At 65.9% G+C, this 17,065-nt stretch carries 15 protein-coding genes; all 15 read left to right on the top strand.

All coding sequences use genetic code 11. From position 1 onward, the window contains the following. Positions 1-39 precede the first annotated feature (39 nt). On the top strand, positions 40-1,152 hold the full coding sequence (asd, locus tag EP379_RS08930; RefSeq protein WP_127477470.1) for an aspartate-semialdehyde dehydrogenase: 1,113 nt from the start codon (positions 40-42) through the stop codon (positions 1,150-1,152). A gap of 112 nt (positions 1,153-1,264) precedes the next feature. After that, a complete protein-coding gene (locus EP379_RS08925; RefSeq protein WP_127477469.1) occupies positions 1,265-2,272 on the top strand; it encodes an aspartate-semialdehyde dehydrogenase in 1,008 nt (335 codons plus the stop codon). Positions 2,273-2,392: 120 nt separating this feature from the next. Beyond that, positions 2,393-5,059 carry a motility hub landmark protein FimV gene (locus EP379_RS08920; protein WP_127477468.1) on the top strand — a complete coding sequence of 889 codons (2,667 nt, stop codon included), beginning with the start codon at positions 2,393-2,395 and terminating at the stop codon, positions 5,057-5,059. Between the two features lie 201 nt (positions 5,060-5,260). Further along, on the top strand, positions 5,261-6,043 hold the full coding sequence (gene truA, locus EP379_RS08915) for a tRNA pseudouridine(38-40) synthase TruA (protein WP_127477467.1): 783 nt from the start codon (positions 5,261-5,263) through the stop codon (positions 6,041-6,043). Between the two features lie 13 nt (positions 6,044-6,056). After that, on the top strand, positions 6,057-6,683 hold the full coding sequence (locus EP379_RS08910) for a phosphoribosylanthranilate isomerase (RefSeq protein WP_127477466.1): 627 nt from the start codon (positions 6,057-6,059) through the stop codon (positions 6,681-6,683). Positions 6,684-6,687: 4 nt separating this feature from the next. Further along, a complete protein-coding gene (gene trpB, locus EP379_RS08905) occupies positions 6,688-7,896 on the top strand; it encodes a tryptophan synthase subunit beta (protein ID WP_127478879.1) in 1,209 nt (402 codons plus the stop codon). After that, positions 7,893-8,702 carry a tryptophan synthase subunit alpha gene (gene trpA, locus EP379_RS08900; RefSeq protein ID WP_127477465.1) on the top strand — a complete coding sequence of 270 codons (810 nt, stop codon included), beginning with the start codon at positions 7,893-7,895 and terminating at the stop codon, positions 8,700-8,702. Before trpB ends, trpA begins: the two co-directional genes overlap by 4 nt. A 27-nt stretch (positions 8,703-8,729) precedes the next feature. Further along, positions 8,730-9,596 (top strand): acetyl-CoA carboxylase, carboxyltransferase subunit beta, encoded by an 867-nt coding sequence (gene accD / locus EP379_RS08895; RefSeq protein ID WP_127477464.1) that lies wholly within the window; start codon positions 8,730-8,732, stop codon positions 9,594-9,596. Positions 9,597-9,696: 100 nt separating this feature from the next. Beyond that, positions 9,697-10,962, top strand: a complete 1,266-nt coding sequence (gene folC / locus EP379_RS08890) for a bifunctional tetrahydrofolate synthase/dihydrofolate synthase (RefSeq protein ID WP_127477463.1) — start codon at positions 9,697-9,699, stop codon at positions 10,960-10,962. 44 nt (positions 10,963-11,006) lie between these two features. Then, positions 11,007-11,627, top strand: coding sequence for an SPOR domain-containing protein (locus tag EP379_RS08885; RefSeq protein WP_127477462.1), 621 nt, complete (start codon positions 11,007-11,009; stop codon positions 11,625-11,627). A 121-nt stretch (positions 11,628-11,748) separates the two neighbouring features. After that, positions 11,749-12,237, top strand: a complete 489-nt coding sequence (locus EP379_RS08880; RefSeq protein ID WP_127477461.1) for a CvpA family protein — start codon at positions 11,749-11,751, stop codon at positions 12,235-12,237. A gap of 38 nt (positions 12,238-12,275) precedes the next feature. Beyond that, on the top strand, positions 12,276-13,790 hold the full coding sequence (purF, locus tag EP379_RS08875) for an amidophosphoribosyltransferase (protein WP_127477460.1): 1,515 nt from the start codon (positions 12,276-12,278) through the stop codon (positions 13,788-13,790). A gap of 304 nt (positions 13,791-14,094) precedes the next feature. Next, positions 14,095-15,285 (top strand): O-succinylhomoserine sulfhydrylase, encoded by a 1,191-nt coding sequence (locus tag EP379_RS08870; RefSeq protein ID WP_127477459.1) that lies wholly within the window; start codon positions 14,095-14,097, stop codon positions 15,283-15,285. A gap of 182 nt (positions 15,286-15,467) precedes the next feature. Further along, positions 15,468-15,761 carry an RNA recognition motif domain-containing protein gene (locus EP379_RS08865; protein WP_127477458.1) on the top strand — a complete coding sequence of 98 codons (294 nt, stop codon included), beginning with the start codon at positions 15,468-15,470 and terminating at the stop codon, positions 15,759-15,761. Between the two features lie 62 nt (positions 15,762-15,823). Further along, on the top strand, positions 15,824-17,056 hold the full coding sequence (locus EP379_RS08860; RefSeq protein WP_127477457.1) for a glycerate kinase type-2 family protein: 1,233 nt from the start codon (positions 15,824-15,826) through the stop codon (positions 17,054-17,056). Positions 17,057-17,065: the final 9 nt, after the last annotated feature.

The following is a 17,065-nucleotide window of genomic DNA, read 5'->3' as shown; positions in this document are numbered from 1 at the left end:
CTTTGCGTTTAACTCTTGCGACGGTTACGAGGTGGCAACATGAAGCGGGTAGGTCTGGTTGGTTGGCGCGGTATGGTCGGTTCGGTGCTGATGGGGCGCATGCGCGAGGAGAAGGATTTCGATCTCATCGATCCGGTGTTCTTCACCACCTCCAATGTGGGCGGCAAGGGGCCGGATATCGGCAAGGATGTGCCGCCGCTGAAGGACGCCATGAGCATCGACGAGCTGAAGGCGATGGACGTGATCATCACCTGCCAGGGCGGTGACTACACCAAGGAAGTGTATCCGCAGCTGATGGCCGCCGGCTGGAAGGGCTACTGGATCGATGCCGCCTCCACCCTGCGCATGAAGGACGACGCCATCATCATCCTTGACCCGGTCAACAAGCACGTCATCCAGGACGGCCTGAAGAAGGGCATCAAGACCTACGTCGGCGGCAATTGCACCGTCTCCCTGATGCTGATGGCCATCGGCGGCCTGTTCGACAAGGGACTCATCGAGTGGATCAGCCCGATGACCTACCAGGCCGCCTCCGGCGCCGGCGCGCGCAACATGCGCGAGCTGATCCAGCAGATGGGCGCCATCAACAATGAAGTGAAGACGCTGCTCGATGATCCCGCCTCGGCCATCCTCGAGATCGACAGGAAAGTGGCCGATTTCATCCGCTCCGATCGCTACCCGCTGGATGCCTGGCCGGTGCCTCTGGCCGGTTCCCTGATCCCCTGGATCGACGTGCAGCTGGAATCCGGCCAGTCGAAGGAGGAGTGGAAGGCGCAGGTGGAGTGCAACAAGATCCTCGGTCGCTCCAACCAGCAGATCCCCATCGACGGTCTGTGCGTGCGCGTCGGCGCGATGCGCTGCCACAGTCAGGCGTTGACCATCAAGATGACCAAGGATGTGCCGCTCGACGAGATCCACGGCATCATCGCCGCCCACAACGACTGGGTGAAGGTGGTCCCCAACGATCGCCAGATCACCATGGAGCAGCTCACCCCCGCCGCCGTCACCGGCACCCTCACCGTGCCGGTCGGCCGCATGCGCAAACTCAACATGGGCCCGCAGTATCTGTCGGCCTTCACCGTCGGCGACCAGCTGCTGTGGGGCGCCGCCGAGCCGCTGCGCCGCATGCTGCGCATCCTGCTGGATGCCTGATGCGGCCGTAACACCTGGACCACGCAGGGCACGGAGGACGCGGGGAATACTGAACAGGCCTGTTCTCCGTGTCCTCCTTGCGCGCCGTGGTTGAACATTTGTTGGACGTTACATGAGCAGAGTATTTGATGTAGCCGTGGTCGGTGTCTCCTCCCTGGTGGGGGAGACGCTGGTCACCCTCCTCGCCGAGCGGGATTTTCCCCTCGGCAGGCTCCATCCGCTGGACACGGCCGACGAGGCCGGCGGCCGGGTGGAGTTCAAGGGCAGCCACCTGCGGGTGGGGGATGTCGCCCGCTTCGATTTTTCCCAGGTACAGCTGGCCTTTTTCTGCGCCGACACCGAGATTTCCGCCGCCTATGTCCCGCAAGCCACCGCCGCTGGCTGCGTGGTCATCGATGACAGCGGCCTGTTCCGCATGGAGCCGGATGTGCCGCTGGTGGTGGCCGAGGTCAACCCCGAGGCCCTGGCCGGCTGGCAGGCGCGGCGCATCATCGCCAATCCCAATGCCTGCACGGTGCTGATGCTGACTGCCCTCAAGCCGATCTATGATGCCGCCGGCATCACGCGCATCAATGTCGCCACCTATCAGGCGGTGTCCGGCGCCGGCCGTGCCGGGCTGGAGGAACTGGGCCGCCAGACCGCCGACCTGCTCAACATGCGCGGCATCGAAACCCCGGTTTTTTCCAGGCAGATTGCCTTCAATATCCTGCCGCACATCGGTGCGCCGGAGGACAACGGCTACACCCGCGAAGAGATGAAAATGGTGTGGGAGACGCGCAAAATCCTCGGCGACGAGGCCATCGGCGTGAATCCCACCACGGTGCGCGTGCCGGTTTTTTACGGACACGCCATGGCGCTGCACATCGAAACCCGCGACAGGATCACAGCGTCCCGCGTGCGGGAACTGTTACAAAACGCGCCAGGCGTGGCTATCGACGAAGAGCGGCCCACCCCGGTGACCGAGGCTGCGGGCGAGGATGCCGTATTTGTGGGGCGGATACGGCAGGATATTTCCCATCAAAACGCTGTGGATATGTGGTTGGTGGGGGACAATGTGCGCAAAGGGGGCGCATTGAACTGTATTCAAATCGCTCAGGTCTTGGTAAAAGACTATATGTGAGTTAAAGTTAGTGCCGATACATAAAGCTTGTTGAGAGGAAGACGTCTCAACTGCCCGTTCAGGAATACTAAAAGCCCGCCATGTGGACGCCGGTCCGGGGGGGATAACTAGGGAGTGAGGATGGTGCGAAAGCTGGCCTACCCGTTGCTGTCGCTATTGTTCGTTTTGCCATCAGCGGCCTATGCCTTGGGGATGGGGGACATCAAACTACGTTCTGCCCTGAACCAGCCGTTTGATGCGGAAATCGAACTGTTGTCCGTCTCTGCCGACGAGGCGGAATCCCTCAAGGTCAATCTTGCCTCCTACGAGACTTTCGCCCGGGTCGGCCTGGATCGCCCTGCCGCGCTGATGTTCCTGCGCTTCAACGCCGAGCACCGCGATGGCCGCCACTACATCAAGATCACCTCCACCGAACCCATCCGGGAACCCTTCCTGAGCTTCCTGGTGGAGGCCAGCTGGAGTTCCGGCCGTCTGCTGCGTGAGTACACCGTGCTCATCGACCCGCCGGGCATGGGCCAGGAAGAGCCCCCCGCCGTGCAGGCCCCGGTGGTTGCCACCACCGCCGCTCCCGCTGCCACCCGCACGGCCCCGACAGCAGTCGCGCCGGCCATCGTGAGCGGCACCGCTCCGGCCACCGCGCCGGCGCGCGCCAGCACCCTGCCCCGCGGCGGGTTGAGCTATGGCCCGGTCAAGGCCGACGAGACCCTGTGGTCCATTGCCAGCCGCATGCGCCCGAACAAGTCGGTAACCACCCAGCAGATGATGATGGCCCTGCTCAAGGCCAACCCCGAGGCCTTCTACGACAACAACGTCAATCGTCTGAAAATGGGTTACGTGCTGCGCATCGATGACCCGGCGATGATCACCGCCATGAGCCATGCCGAGGCGGTGCGTGCCATCAGTGCACAGAACCGTGCCTGGCAGGATCAGGCCATGCGGGCGGGTGCCGCCGCAGGCGAGCGCCCGACGACCGCCAGCACGGCACAGGCGTCCCGCGCCGTGGCCGCCCCGGCGGAGCCGCGCCTCAAGCTGGTGGCACCGGAAGGCGAGGGCAAGCAGGCGGGGGGGACGGGCGACGATGCTGCCACCGTCGACAATATGCGCAAAGAGTTGTTGCTGGCGCAGGAAACGGCCGAGGCGCAGCTGCGCGAAAACGAGCAGTTGAAGAAGCGCATGCAGGAGCTGGAAGACCAGCTGTCCTCCATGCAGCGCCTGCTGACTCTGAAGGATTCCGACCTGGCGGCCCTGCAGCAACAGATGGGACAGGCCCCGGCCACTCCCGCGGCTCCGGCAGCGCCGGCCACCGAACCGGCCCCGGCCGAGACGCCGGCCGCCCCGGTTGCTGCGGCTCCGGCTACCGAGCCTGCCACCGCCGCCCCGGTGGTGGAGGAGCCGAAGCCGGCTGTCCCGGCGGAGGAAGCCAAGCCGGTGGTGGAAGAACCCAAGAAGCCGGCCGCGCCGGCCAAGCCGAAGCCGGCCGCCAAGCCGAAGCCGGCCCCGGTAGCCCAGCCCAGCCTGCTGGACGAGCTTCTGGCTGATCCGCTGATGCTGGGGGGCGCCGGCGCCGTGGTGCTGGCCCTGCTGGTGCTGGTCGGCCTGATGATCAAGCGCCGCCGTGCCGGTGGTCCCGGTTTCAGCGAAAGCATCCTGACCGCCGGTGGCACCTCGCTGCTCAACTCCAAGACCACGGCCTCCGGTGTGCCGTCCGAGGAGAGTTCGCTGTTCAGCGATCTGGCCGTCAGCGGCATGAACAGCCTGCAAGGCGGCGAAGCGGAGGTCGACCCGCTCACCGAGGCCGATGTCTACATGGCCTACGGTCGTTACCAGCAGGCGGAGGAGTTGCTCAAGGAGGCGCTGAACAGTCATCCCGAGCGCCACGACATCAAGGTGAAGCTGCTGGAGGTGTACTACTCCACCAAGGACCGCGCCGCCTTTGAGCCGCTGGCCGACGAGGTGTTCAACGCCCTGGAGGGCAACGGCCCGCTGTGGGGCAAGGTCCTGGTCATGGGCCACGAACTGTGTCCCGACAATCCGATGTTCAGTGCGGCACCGGAAGCCGGCGCCGGGCTGGAACTGGGCGGGCACGACGCCGGTGGCGAGGTGTTGGATATCGGCCTCGATCTGGATGCCCTGGCGGAGGATATGGAGTCCTCGTCCGAGGACGGTGGTACCGCCTTCAATCTCGACCTGGGTGTGGATTTCTCCGATCTGGAGGATGAATCTGCGGCCACGCCTGCCCCGGCGCTGGCGGCCAAGAAGCCGGCGGCCGAGGAACCGGCCGATGTGGTATTTGACCTGAGCGGTCTGGAGAATGAGATCGCAGCCGAGCCGGCTCCGGCACCGGCCGCGGAGCCCGCGGCGGAAGCCATTCAGACCGAACCATCCATGGAGTTTGACCTGGGTGACCTCACCTTCGATGAGGCGGAGGCTGGGGCCCCGGCTGCCGAGGCGGTGCCGGCGGCCAAGAAGGAAGAGCCCGCCCTTGACTTCGAGTTGGGTGATTTGGGTCTGGACCTCGGCGAGGAGGCGGCAGCCGAGGCGCCTGCCACAGAGGTTGCAATGGAACCGGTGCTGGAGGAGGCGCCGGCGGGAGAGCTGGACCTGGGTGACCTTGGCGATCTGGACCTCGGCGATCTCGACGCCGTCGGCACCAAGCTGGACCTGGCCCGCGCCTATGTGGACATGGGTGAGCCGGACAGCGCGCGCAGCATCCTCAACGAGGTGTTGGTCGAGGGCGACGACAAACAGAAGGCCCAGGCCCAGGAACTGCTCAACCAGCTTTCCTGACCCTTCAGGCAGTACAATGAACGTCCCCGGCCGGGCCACCCGCCGGGGACGTTTGTTTTTTTCGCGAAGCTCAAAGACATTAAACGCAAAGGCGCCAAGGACGCCAAGGACGCAAAGTTTGAACAGGTTATTTCCTTTGCGAACTTGGCGTCCTTGGCGTCTTTGCGTTTAAGGCTTTTTAAATCTGTAGTTGAACTTCCTATGCGTATCGCCGCAGGCATTGAGTACGACGGCAGCCGTTACGGCGGCTGGCAGGCGCAGTCCCACGACCCCAACACCCTGCAGGCGCGGGTGCAGGAGGCCCTGTCGCGTATTGCTAACCATCCGGTGGAGGTGGTCTGCGGCGGGCGCACCGACGCGGGGGTGCACGCCAGCGGCCAGGTGATCCACTTCGATACCGGGGCGGTGCGGCCGATGCACGCCTGGGTGATGGGCGGCAACTCCCACCTGCCGCCGGACATCGCCCTGCGCTGGGCGCGGCCGGTGGCCGATGATTTCCATGCCCGCTTTTCCGCCCGCCGCCGTGCCTATCGCTATGTCATTCTCAACCGCCCCTACCGGCCCGCGCTGCTGTCGCGGCGGGTGTGTTTCGACTACCGTCCGCTCGATGCGGAGCGCATGGCGGCGGCGGCACAGCCCCTGCTCGGTGAACACGACTTTTCCTCCTACCGCGCCGTGGCCTGCCAGGCGCGCAGCCCGGTGCGTACCCTGTACCGACTGGATGTGCAGCGCCAGGGCGAACTGATCCTGCTGGACATCGAGGCCAACGGTTTCCTGCACCACATGGTGCGCAACATCGCCGGGGTGCTGATGGCCATCGGCGCCGGCGAGCGGCCGGTGGAGTGGAGCCGGGAGGTGCTGGAATCGCGCGACCGCAGCGCCGGCGGCGTGACGGCACAGCCCTGGGGTCTGTACCTGGTGCGCATCGACTATCCGCCGGAGTTCGGGATTCCGCCGCTTCCGCCCCCTGCGCTGGTTTGGTAATCTGCGCCCCTTCATGCGTACACGAGTGAAAATCTGCGGCATTACCCGCCCGGAAGACGGCATCGCCGCGGCCCGTCTCGGCGCCGATGCCATCGGTCTGGTGTTCTATGCCCCCAGCCCGCGTGCCGTGACCGTGGCGCAGGCGCAGGCGGTGTGCGCGGCGCTGCCCCCCTTCGTCAGTGTGGTGGGCCTGTTCGTGGACGCCCCGGCGGCCGAGGTGCTGGAGGTGTTGCAGGCCGTCCCCCTCGATGTGCTGCAATTCCACGGCGACGAGGCCCCGGCCTATTGCGGCGCCTTCGGCCGGCCGTATCTCAAGGCCCTGCGCATGCGCGACGGCCTCGACGTGGCGGCCGAAGCGCGGCGCTATGCCGATGCCCAGGGGTTGCTGCTGGATACCTATGTCCCGGGCGCGGCGGGCGGCACCGGGCGGAGCTTCGACTGGGCGCGCGTACCGCAAAAGCTGGACAAACCCGTCATCCTGGCCGGTGGTCTGACCCCGGACAACGTGGCCGAGGCCATCGCCACTGCCCGACCCTACGCCGTCGATGTGAGCGGCGGGGTGGAGCAGGCCAGGGGAATCAAGAGTGCCGAGAAAATGGCGGCATTTATGCGAGGTGTAGAGAGTGCCCAAGACCGATAAACCCATGAGTGGCGCCGAGCTGCAACAACTGCCGGATGCCGGTGGCCATTTCGGCCCCTACGGCGGCCGCTTCGTGGCGGAAACCCTGATGGGGCCGCTGGAAGAGCTGCGCCTGGCCTATGAGCGCTACAAGGACGACGCGGAGTTCATCGCCGAGTTCGAGTACGACCTCAAGCAGTTCGTCGGCCGGCCCTCGCCGCTGTACCTGGCGGAGCGCTGGACCGAAAAGCTGGGCGGGGCGAAGATTTACCTCAAGCGCGAGGACCTCAACCACACCGGCGCGCACAAGATCAACAACACCATCGGTCAGGCCCTGCTGGCCAAGCGCATGGGCAAGACCCGCATCATCGCCGAGACCGGCGCCGGCCAGCACGGCGTGGCCACCGCCACCGTCGCGGCGCGCCTCGGCCTCAAGTGCGTGGTCTACATGGGCGCCACCGACGTGGAGCGGCAGAAGATCAACGTGTTCCGCATGCGCCTGCTCGGCGCCGAGGTCGTGCCGGTGTCCTCCGGCTCCAAGACCCTGAAGGATGCGCTCAACGAGGCGATGCGCGACTGGGTCACCAACATCGACGACACCTTCTACATCATCGGCACCGTGGCCGGGCCCCATCCCTATCCGGCGATGGTGCGCAACTTCCAGTCGGTCATCGGCCGCGAGGCGCGCGAGCAGTGCCTGGCGCAGGAGGGGCGCCTGCCCGACGCCCTGGTGGCCTGCGTCGGTGGCGGCTCCAACGCCATGGGCCTGTTCTATCCCTACCTCGCCGACGAGGCGGTCAAGCTGTACGGGGTCGAGGCCGGCGGTGAGGGCATCGAAAGCGGCCGCCATGCCGCGCGTTTTGCCACCGGTCGTCCCGGCGTGCTGCACGGCAACCGCACCTATCTGATGGAAGACGAGGACGGCCAGATCATCGAGTCCCATTCGGTCTCTGCCGGCCTCGACTACCCCGGCGTCGGCCCCGAGCATGCCTGGCTCAAGGACAGCGGCCGCGCCACCTATGTCTACGCCACCGACGAGGAGGCGCTGGCCGCCTTCCACGATCTGACCCGCACCGAGGGCATCATGCCGGCGCTGGAATCCAGCCATGCCCTGGCCTATGCCATGAAGCTGGCGCCGACCATGGGCAAGGACCAGGTCATCATCGTCAACCTGTCCGGCCGCGGCGACAAGGACATCCACACCGTGGCGGCGCTGGAGGGAATCAAGGTATGAGCAGGCTCCAGCAGAAATTCGCCGATCTGAAGGCCGCCGGCCGCAAGGCGCTGATCCCCTTCATCACCGCCGGCGACCCGCGCCCGGAGATCACCGTGCCGCTGATGCACGCTCTGGTGGCGGCCGGTGCCGATGTCATCGAGCTGGGCGTGCCGTTTTCCGACCCGATGGCCGACGGCCCGGTCATCCAGCGTGCCAGCGAGCGTGCCCTGGAGCACCACGTCAGCCTGCGCAACGTGCTGGCAATGGTGCATACCTTCCGCCAGCAGGATGCCGCTACGCCGGTGGTGCTGATGGGCTACCTCAATCCGGTGGAGGCCATGGGCTATGCCGCCTTTGCCGCGGCAGCGGCGCAGGCCGGCGTCGATGGCCTGCTCACCGTCGATATCCCGCCGGAGGAGGCGGGCGAGCTGCTGGCAGCGCTCCGGCCGCACGGCATCGACCCCATCTTTCTGCTGTCGCCCACCACCGCCGACAGCCGCATCGCCACCATCTGCCGCGCGGCCAGCGGCTTCGTCTACTACGTTTCGGTGAAGGGCGTCACCGGCGCCGCCCACCTGGATGTCGACGGTGTGCGTGCCCAGGTGGAACGCATCCGTGCCCACACCGACCTGCCGGTGGGTGTCGGTTTTGGTATCCGGGATGCCGGGTCGGCCCGGGCGGTGGCCCAGGTGGCCGATGCGGTCATCGTCGGTTCCGCCCTGGTGCGCCGCATCGAGGAACTGCGCGACGATCCTGATACACTATTGGCCCAGACCGCCGGTCTCATAGGCGAATTGCGCCACGCCCTCGATGGCGCCCATTGACTGACGGCGGCAGCGAAGGATTCCACCATGAGCTGGTTACAGAAATTTCTTCCCTCCACCATCCGGACCGAAAGCACCGGCACGCAGCGCCGCTCCGTGCCGGAGGGCTTGTGGGCCAAGTGCCCGGACTGCAACGCCGTGCTGTACCGCGCCGAGCTGGAGCGCAACCTGGATGTCTGTCCCAAGTGCGGCTACCACATGCGCATCGGCGCGCGGCGCCGGTTGGAGACCTTTCTCGACACCGAACCGCGTGTCGAGATCGCCGGCAACCTGCAGCCGGTGGATACCCTCAAGTTCAAGGACAGCAAACGCTACAAGGATCGCCTGCTGGCCGCACAGAAGGCCACCGCGGAAAACGATGCCCTGGTGGTGATTATGGGGCAGGTGAAGGGGGTGCCGCTGGTGGCCGCCGCCTTCGAGTTCAGCTTCATGGGCGGCTCCATGGGGTCGGTGGTGGGCGAAAAGTTCGTGCGCGCGGTGAACACCGCCATCGAACACAGGATACCCCTGGTGACGTTCTCCGCCTCCGGCGGCGCGCGCATGCAGGAGGCGCTCTTCTCCCTGATGCAGATGGCCAAGACCTCGGCCGCCCTGACCAAGCTGTCCGAGCGCGGCCTGCCCTTCATCTCCGTGCTCACCGACCCCACCATGGGCGGTGTCTCCGCCAGCTTCGCCATGCTGGGCGATATCCACATCGGCGAGCCCAAGGCGCTGATCGGTTTCGCCGGTCCGCGCGTCATCGAGCAGACAGTGCGCGAAACCTTGCCGGAAGGCTTCCAGCGCAGTGAGTTCCTGCTGGAGAAGGGCGCCATCGACCTCATCGTCGATCGCCGCGACATGCGCGATCGCATCGCCAGCCTGCTGGCCAAGCTGACCAACCAGCCGGCGCCTTGACGGCAGTTGCAAGTTACAAGTGACAAGTACCAAGTAAAACCGCTGCGCATGTTTTGACTTGTCACTTGTCACTTGTCACTTGTAGCCTGTAACTCTTTCCATGCGTTTTAATTCTCTCGCAGCCTGGCTTGAGTGGCAGGAAACCCTCCATCCCAGCACGATCGATCTCGGTTTGGAGCGGGTGGCCGCCGTACTGCGCCGCCTGCATCCCGCGCCGCCGCCCTTCGTGGTCATCACCGTGGGCGGGACCAACGGCAAGGGTTCCACCGTGGCCATGCTGGATGCGATCCTGCGTGCCGGCGGCTACCGCGTCGGCGCCTATACCTCGCCCCATCTGCTGCGCTACAACGAGCGCGTGCGTCTCGACGGCGAAATGGTGGATGATGCCGCCTTGTGCGACGCCTTTGCGCGTATCGACGCTGCGCGCGGCGACATTTCCCTCACCTATTTCGAGTTCGGCACCCTCGCGGCGCTGGACATCTTTTGGCATGCCGGAGTGGACGTGGCGATCCTGGAGGTGGGCATGGGCGGGCGGCTGGACGCGGTCAACGTCCTGGATGCCGATGTCGCCCTGGTCACCACCGTGGACATCGACCATGCCCAGTGGCTGGGGGAAACGCGCGAGGCCATCGCCTTCGAGAAGGCGGGCATCTACCGGGGCGGCCGTCCGGCCGTCTACGGCAGCCCGGATGCACCGCAAACCCTCTTGGACCATGCTGCCGCCATCGGGGCGCCGCTGTTCCGCTATGGCCGCGATTTCGGCGCCCGGCCGGAGGGAGAGGGCTGGCGCTGGTGGGGGGGAGGGCAGGAGCGCCATGCGTTGCCGCTGCCGGCCCTGCGTGGCCGTTCGCAATTGCAGAATGCCGCCGGCGTGTTGATGGCGCTGGCGGCGGTGGCGCATCGCCTGCCGCTCGACCAGGCACAGATCCGTGCCGGTCTGCTGGCCGCGACGCTGCCGGGGCGCTTCCAGATTCAGCCGGGCGAGGTCGTGCGTATCCTCGATGTGGCGCACAACCCGCAGGCAGCCGCCGAGCTGGCGGCCAATCTGGCGGCCATGCCCTGTGCAGGGCGGACGCTGGCGGTGGTGGGGATGCTGGCGGACAAGGACATGGCCGGCGCCCTGGGGCAACTGCGTGATGCCATCGACCACTGGTATGCCGCGGCCCTGCAGGTGCCGCGCGGCGCGACGACGGCGCAGCTGACGGCGGCGCTGGCGGCCGCCGGTACGGGGGCTGAACGGGTTACCGCCTGCGGCGACGTCACGGCGGCATTGGCACAGGCGCAGGCGGCGGCCCGGGCGGGAGACCGCATCGTCGTGTTCGGTTCCTTCTACACAGTGGCGGAGGCTTTGGCCCGCCCCGTATAATCAGCCCACCCTTCCTGAGCCCTGGCGCGGCACGGAGACTGACCTTGAACGAGCAGCTGAAAAAGCGTCTGGTAGGAGCCATCGTGCTGGTGGCGCTGGCGGTGATCTTCGTGCCCATGCTGCTGGAGGGGGACAAGCGCAATGGCATCCCCCTGTTCGGCAGCAATGTGCCGGAGGCGCCGGAAAGCCATGCCCCCATGGTCGACATCCCGTTGCAGGTGCCGCCGCCCTCGGTGGAGGCGCCTGTGGTGGTGGAGCGTGAACTGCCGCCGGAACCGGCGCCCGTCGCCCCCGCCGCGCCGGTTGCAGCGGTGCCGGCCCCCCCTCCCGTCGTGGCGCCCGCACCGGCAGCGCAGCCCAAACCGGCGGCTCCGGCACCGACGACAGTGAAGCCGGTCAAACCGGCCGAGGTGGCCAGCAGCCAACCCGCCGCCGAGAGCTGGGCGGTGCAGGTGGGCAGCTTCTCCGAGCAGGCCAATGCCAGCCGTCTGCGCGACAGCCTGCGCGGCAAGGGTTATCCCGCCTATGTGGAGCGGGTCAAGCTGAGCAGCGGCACGGCCTATCGCGTGCGCGTCGGTCCGGTGCTGACCCGCGCCGATGCCGAGTCGATCCAGGCCAAGCTGGCGAAGATTGACCAGCGCGGCATCGTGGTGCCGCATCCCTGACTGACGGTAGGGTGCGCGAGCGGAGAGACAGCAGACGGCTCACCTCTCGCGCACCAGGCTTTTCTGATAGAATTGCGCCCTTTCCAGCCGCCACCTAGGAACCACTCCCCAGCCCCAACCAATGAACTGGGTCGATTTCGTCATTCTCGGCATCCTCGGGGTCTCCATCCTCATCAGTCTGTGGCGCGGCTTCACGCGCGAGGCGCTGTCCCTGGCCGGCTGGGTGCTGGCGGTGTGGGTGGCACTGATGTTCAGCGACAATCTGGAACACCTGTTGCGCGCGCAGATCGAAACCCCTTCGCTGCGCCTGATCGTCGCCTTTGCCATACTGTTTTTTCTCACCCTGCTGGTCGCCGCCTTCATCAACTATCTGGCGGTGCAGTTGATCAAGAAGACGGGCCTGTCCGGCACCGATCGCATCATCGGCATCGCCTTCGGTCTGGCGCGCGGCATCGTGTTGGTGACGGTGTTGGTGCTGTTGGCAGGATTCACCAGCGTGCCGCGTGATCCGTGGTGGCAGCGTTCGGCGTTGATGCACTATTTCCAGGATCTGGCGGTTTGGACCCGCGGCTGGCTGCCGCCGGAGATTGCCAAGAACATTCGTTACTGAAGACGCCCTGGCGTCCGTGGGATACAGAGGTAGTTGCGATGTGCGGTATTATTGGCATGGTAGGCAAGAGCCCGGTCAATCAGGCCATCTATGATGGCCTGACCGTGTTGCAGCATCGCGGACAGGACGCCGCCGGCATCATGACCTGCGACAACGGACGGCTGCATCTGCGCAAGGATAACGGCCTGGTGCGCGATGTGTTCGAAAATCGTCACATGTACAAGTTGCGGGGCAACATGGGCATCGGCCATGTGCGCTATCCCACCGCCGGTTGCTCGTCGTCTGCCGAGGCGCAGCCGTTCTACGTCAACTCGCCCTTCGGCATCGCCCTGGCCCACAACGGCAATCTCACCAATGCCGAGGCACTGAAGGAGGAGGTGTTCCGCGACGACCTGCGCCACATCAATACCACCTCCGATTCGGAAATCCTGCTCAACGTCTTCGCCCACGAGCTGCAGCGCCAGGGCAAGCTGCGTATCCTGCCGGACGACATCTTCGATGCCGTGGCGCGCGTGCACCAGCGCGTGAAGGGCGGCTATGCGGCAGTGGCGATGATCATCGGCTACGGCATCGTCGCCTTCCGTGACCCCTATGCCATCCGTCCACTGTTCATCGGCAAGCGCACCACCTGCGACGGCGACGAATATGTGGTGGCGTCGGAGAGTGTGGCGGTCGATGCCCTCGGTTTCGATCGCCTGCGCGATGTGATGCCGGGTGAGGCGGTGTTCATCGGCGAGGACGGTTCCTTTCATGCCCGCCAGTGCTGCGATGCCCCGGTGACTTCGCCGTGCATTTTCGAGTATGTGTACTTCGCCCGTCCCGACTCCATCATCGACGGCATCTCGGTATACAAGGCGCGGCTGCGCATGGGTGAGAAACTGGCGCATAAGATCAAGCGCGTGTTCCCCGACCACGACATCGACGTGGTGATTCCAATCCCCGACACCAGTCGCACCTCGGCGTTGCAGCTGTCCTACGAGCTGGGTGTGCTGTACCGTGAGGGCTTCATCAAGAATCGTTACATCGGCCGCACCTTCATCATGCCCGGGCAGAAGCAGCGCAAGAAGTCGGTGCGCCAGAAGCTCAATGCCATTTCCCTGGAGTTCAAAGGCAAGAATGTGCTGCTGGTGGACGACTCCATCGTGCGCGGCACCACCTCCAAGGAGATCATCCAGATGGCGCGCGATGCCGGTGCCAACAAGGTGTATTTCGCCTCGGCGGCGCCTCCGGTGCGATTCCCCAACGTCTACGGCATCGATATGCCGACCTCGGCGGAACTGATCGGGTATGGCCGCGACGAGCGGCAGATCGCCGATGCCATCGGTGCCGACTGGTTGGTTTATCAGGATCTCGACGATCTGATCGATGCCGTGCTGCACAAGAAGAACAAGGCGGTGACCCGGTTCGAGGCCTCGGTATTCGACGGCAAGTACATCACTGGTGATGTCACACCGGAGTATCTGGCCGGTCTGGAGCGGGCCCGTTGCGAAGCAGCCAAGGAACAGCGCGAGCGCGAGGAGAGCGCCATCATCGAGATGCATAACAACGCCTGATTGACAGCACGCCGATGATTACCTAATCTCAGGTTCCAGCGCCGATTTGACTCAGCTTGCGGGCGCTCAATAAATACGGCTAAAGCGAGGGCAAAAACCCGCTTTGGCTCCAGCCGGCGGGTTTTTTTGTGCCTGAAGTAATCGGTCGGCAAATGAACGCGAATGGACGCAAATGATGTCAAGGCGTTGGCAGGGCAAGGTTTCCGCGCAGAGACTGAGCGGGCTTTTCGGGGTGGCGGCTTTTAGTTGCGTGTGTTGCGTTCATTTGCGGACTGCCTGTTTTTAATGCGTGGAAGGTGACGAGATGGATCAGCAGGATTTCGACGAGTGGGGTTTCGATACGTTGGCGGTGCGCGCCGGCCAGGTGCGCACGGCGGAGGGTGAGCACAGCGAGCCGATCTTCCCCACCTCCAGTTTCCGTTTCGATAGCGCCGCCCAGGCGGCGGCGCGCTTCGGCGGCAGCGAGGCGGGCAATATCTATTCACGCTTCACCAACCCGACGGTGCGCACCTTCGAGCAGCGCCTGGCGGCACTGGAGGGAGGCGAGCGTTGCGTCGCCACCAGCGCCGGCATGGCGGCGATCCTGTCCACCTGCATGGGCCTGCTGAAGAGCGGCGATCACATCGTGTCCTCGCGCGCCATCTTCGGTTCCACCGTGGTGCTGTTCGACAATTTCATGGGTCGTTTCGGCGTGCAGGCCAGCTATGTGCCGCTCACCGACCTGGCGGCGTGGGAGGCGGCGATCCGGCCCAATACACGCCTGCTGTTCGTGGAGACGCCGTCCAATCCGCTCACCGAGGTGGCCGACATCCGCGCCCTGGCCGACATCGCCCATCGCCACGGCTGCCTGCTGGCGGTGGACAACTGCTTTTGCACCCCGGCCTTGCAGCAGCCGCTCAAGCTCGGCGCCGATATCGTGATCCACTCCGCCACCAAGTACATCGATGGCCAGGGGCGCTGCCTGGGCGGCGCGGTGGTGGGCAGTGAGGCGCTGGTGGGCAAGGAGGTGTTCGGTTTTCTGCGCACCGCCGGACCGACCATGAGCCCGTTCAATGCCTGGGTGTTTCTGAAAGGACTGGAGACGCTCAAGTTGCGCATGCAGGCGCACAGCGCCAATGCCCTGGCCCTGGCGCTGTGGCTGGAGCAGCAGCCGCAGGTGGCGCGGGTCTACTATCCGGGCCTGAGTTCGCACCCGCAGCATGAACTGGCGTCCCGCCAGCAGAAGGGGTACGGCGGCATCGTGGCCTTCGAGGTCAAGGGCGGCCGCGAGCAGGCCTGGGCGGTGATCGACGCCACGCGCATGCTGTCCATCACGGCCAATCTGGGCGATGCCAAGAGCACCATCACCCATCCCGCCACCACCACCCACGGCCGCCTGTCGCCGGAGCAGAAGAGCGAGGCCGGTATCGGCGAAGGTCTGATCCGCATCTCCGTCGGCCTGGAGGAGGTGGATGATATCAAGGCGGATCTGGCGCGTGGCCTGGCGCTGATCTGAACGGTTTTCTGACATTTGTCCCGTCACAGCTCCCTGTGGCGGACACCATCTCCCCGGTTTGCGGCCTTTCGTGACAGCTCCCGGCATCTGGCGTAAGCTCGATTGCGCCGCACCGCAGAGTGTGGTCATAACGACAATACCGCGCGGCAGGCCCCGGCCTGTGGAGGCGGGAGGAGAGGAGCATGGGCAAGACCATTTACGTGGGCAATCTGCCGTTCAGTGCCAGCGAGGATCGGGTGCGCGAGCTGTTTGCAGCCTTCGGTGCGGTGAATGCGGTGAAGTTCGTCAATGATCGCGAAACCGGTCGTTTCCGCGGCTTCGCCTTCGTCGAGATGGGCGAGGGGGCCGAGGCCGCCATCCGCGAGTTGGATGGCAAGGAATTCGGCGGCCGCGCGTTGCGTGTCAACGAGGCCAAGGAGCGCGCACCGCGTTCCGGCGCGGGCATGCGCCGCCGCTCCCCCTACCGCACTGCCTGAGACATTCCCCGGCCGTTTCCTGCCGGCGCCCGGTGCGGCGCCGCTGCGATCCCTTTGCCACCATGATTCCTGAACCGCGTCGTCTGCTGCTGGAGCTCTATGCCGCCGCCCTGCGGGCGGTGGACGGTCGTGTCGCCGTGCGGGAGCGACTGGCGCACTATGCGGCGGCGGGGCCGGTCTACGTCGTGGCCATCGGCAAGGCCGCACCGGCCATGATGGAGGGGGCGTTCGACGTCCTCGATGCACGCCTGGCTCGCGCCCTGGTGATCACCAAGCAGGGTTACGGCGGGGCCGGCCCGGTGGATGCCCGACTGCAGGTGCTGGAGGCGGAGCATCCCGTGCCCGGCAGCGGCAGCCTGGCGGCCGGTCGGGCCCTGCTGGAGTTTCTGGCCGCGCTGCCGCCGCAGGCGCCGGTTGTTTTTCTGATCTCCGGGGGAACCTCGGCCCTGGTGGAGGTCCTGTCCCCCGGTGTCGAGGTGACGCAATTGCAGGCCGCCAACGACTGGCTGCTGGCCAGCGGCTGGGATATCGGCCGTATCAACCGCGTGCGGCGCGCACTGTCCGGCATCAAGGGGGGGCGTCTGGCGGAGCGGCTGCAGGGGCATGCGGTGCTCAACCTGCTCATCTCCGATGTGCCGGGAGACGAACCGGCCACCATCGGCTCCGGCCTGTTGGTGGCGCCGCGTTCCGAGGATGTCCTGAGCGGGACCGACGTGCAGGCACTGCCGGCATGGCTGCGAGTCCTGCTGGCAGAGACCTCGCCGCCCGCCGCGGAGAGCTTCAGCCACATTCATACCGAGATATTGCGTAGCAACCGCGATGCCCGCGCGGCGGTCATCGCATCCGGCCGGTCCCGGGGGCTGACAGTCCACGGCAATGATGTCCTGTTGCAGGATGACGCCGCCGCTGGCGGCCGTGCCCTGGCCGCGCAGGTGCTGGCCGGTCCGCCCGGCTTGTATGTGTGGGGTGGCGAGACCACGGTGCGCCTGCCGCCACAACCGGGGCGCGGCGGCCGTTGCCAGCACCTGGCCCTGGCGGCGGCCCAGGTGTTGGCCGGTTCTGCCGTGGTGTTGCTGGCCGCCGGCACCGACGGCAGCGATGGACCCGGCGAGGATGCCGGGGCCCTGGTGGATGGGGAGACCATGGCGCGGGGTGAGCTGGAGGGGTTCGTTGCGCGCGATTGTCTCGCCCGCGCCGATGCCGGCAGTTTCCTGGAGGCCAGCGGCGATCTGTTGCAGACCGGTCCCACCGGCAGCAATGTGATGGACTTGGTGCTGGCGCTGAAACCGACGTGAACGTCCTGC

Source organism: Sulfurivermis fontis, assembly GCF_004001245.1.
Classification (GTDB): domain Bacteria; phylum Pseudomonadota; class Gammaproteobacteria; order Thiohalomonadales; family Thiohalomonadaceae; genus Sulfurivermis; species Sulfurivermis fontis.
Note: the sequence above shows the minus strand (reverse complement) of the source record. Positions and strands in the feature narration are given on the sequence as shown.

Bases quoted from the DNA above. Each gene is read 5' to 3' on its own strand.
- asd (WP_127477470.1), top strand. From the start codon at position 40: ATGAAGCGGGTAGGTCTGGTTGGTTGGCGCGGTATGGTCGGTTCGGTG.
- EP379_RS08925 (WP_127477469.1), top strand. From the start codon at position 1,265: ATGAGCAGAGTATTTGATGTAGCCGTGGTCGGTGTCTCCTCCCTGGTG.
- EP379_RS08920 (WP_127477468.1), top strand. From the start codon at position 2,393: ATGGTGCGAAAGCTGGCCTACCCGTTGCTGTCGCTATTGTTCGTTTTG.
- truA (WP_127477467.1), top strand. From the start codon at position 5,261: ATGCGTATCGCCGCAGGCATTGAGTACGACGGCAGCCGTTACGGCGGC.
- EP379_RS08910 (WP_127477466.1), top strand. From the start codon at position 6,057: ATGCGTACACGAGTGAAAATCTGCGGCATTACCCGCCCGGAAGACGGC.
- trpB (WP_127478879.1), top strand. From the start codon at position 6,688: ATGAGTGGCGCCGAGCTGCAACAACTGCCGGATGCCGGTGGCCATTTC.
- trpA (WP_127477465.1), top strand. From the start codon at position 7,893: ATGAGCAGGCTCCAGCAGAAATTCGCCGATCTGAAGGCCGCCGGCCGC.
- accD (WP_127477464.1), top strand. From the start codon at position 8,730: ATGAGCTGGTTACAGAAATTTCTTCCCTCCACCATCCGGACCGAAAGC.
- folC (WP_127477463.1), top strand. From the start codon at position 9,697: ATGCGTTTTAATTCTCTCGCAGCCTGGCTTGAGTGGCAGGAAACCCTC.
- EP379_RS08880 (WP_127477461.1), top strand. From the start codon at position 11,749: ATGAACTGGGTCGATTTCGTCATTCTCGGCATCCTCGGGGTCTCCATC.
- purF (WP_127477460.1), top strand. From the start codon at position 12,276: ATGTGCGGTATTATTGGCATGGTAGGCAAGAGCCCGGTCAATCAGGCC.
- EP379_RS08870 (WP_127477459.1), top strand. From the start codon at position 14,095: ATGGATCAGCAGGATTTCGACGAGTGGGGTTTCGATACGTTGGCGGTG.
- EP379_RS08865 (WP_127477458.1), top strand. From the start codon at position 15,468: ATGGGCAAGACCATTTACGTGGGCAATCTGCCGTTCAGTGCCAGCGAG.
- EP379_RS08860 (WP_127477457.1), top strand. From the start codon at position 15,824: ATGATTCCTGAACCGCGTCGTCTGCTGCTGGAGCTCTATGCCGCCGCC.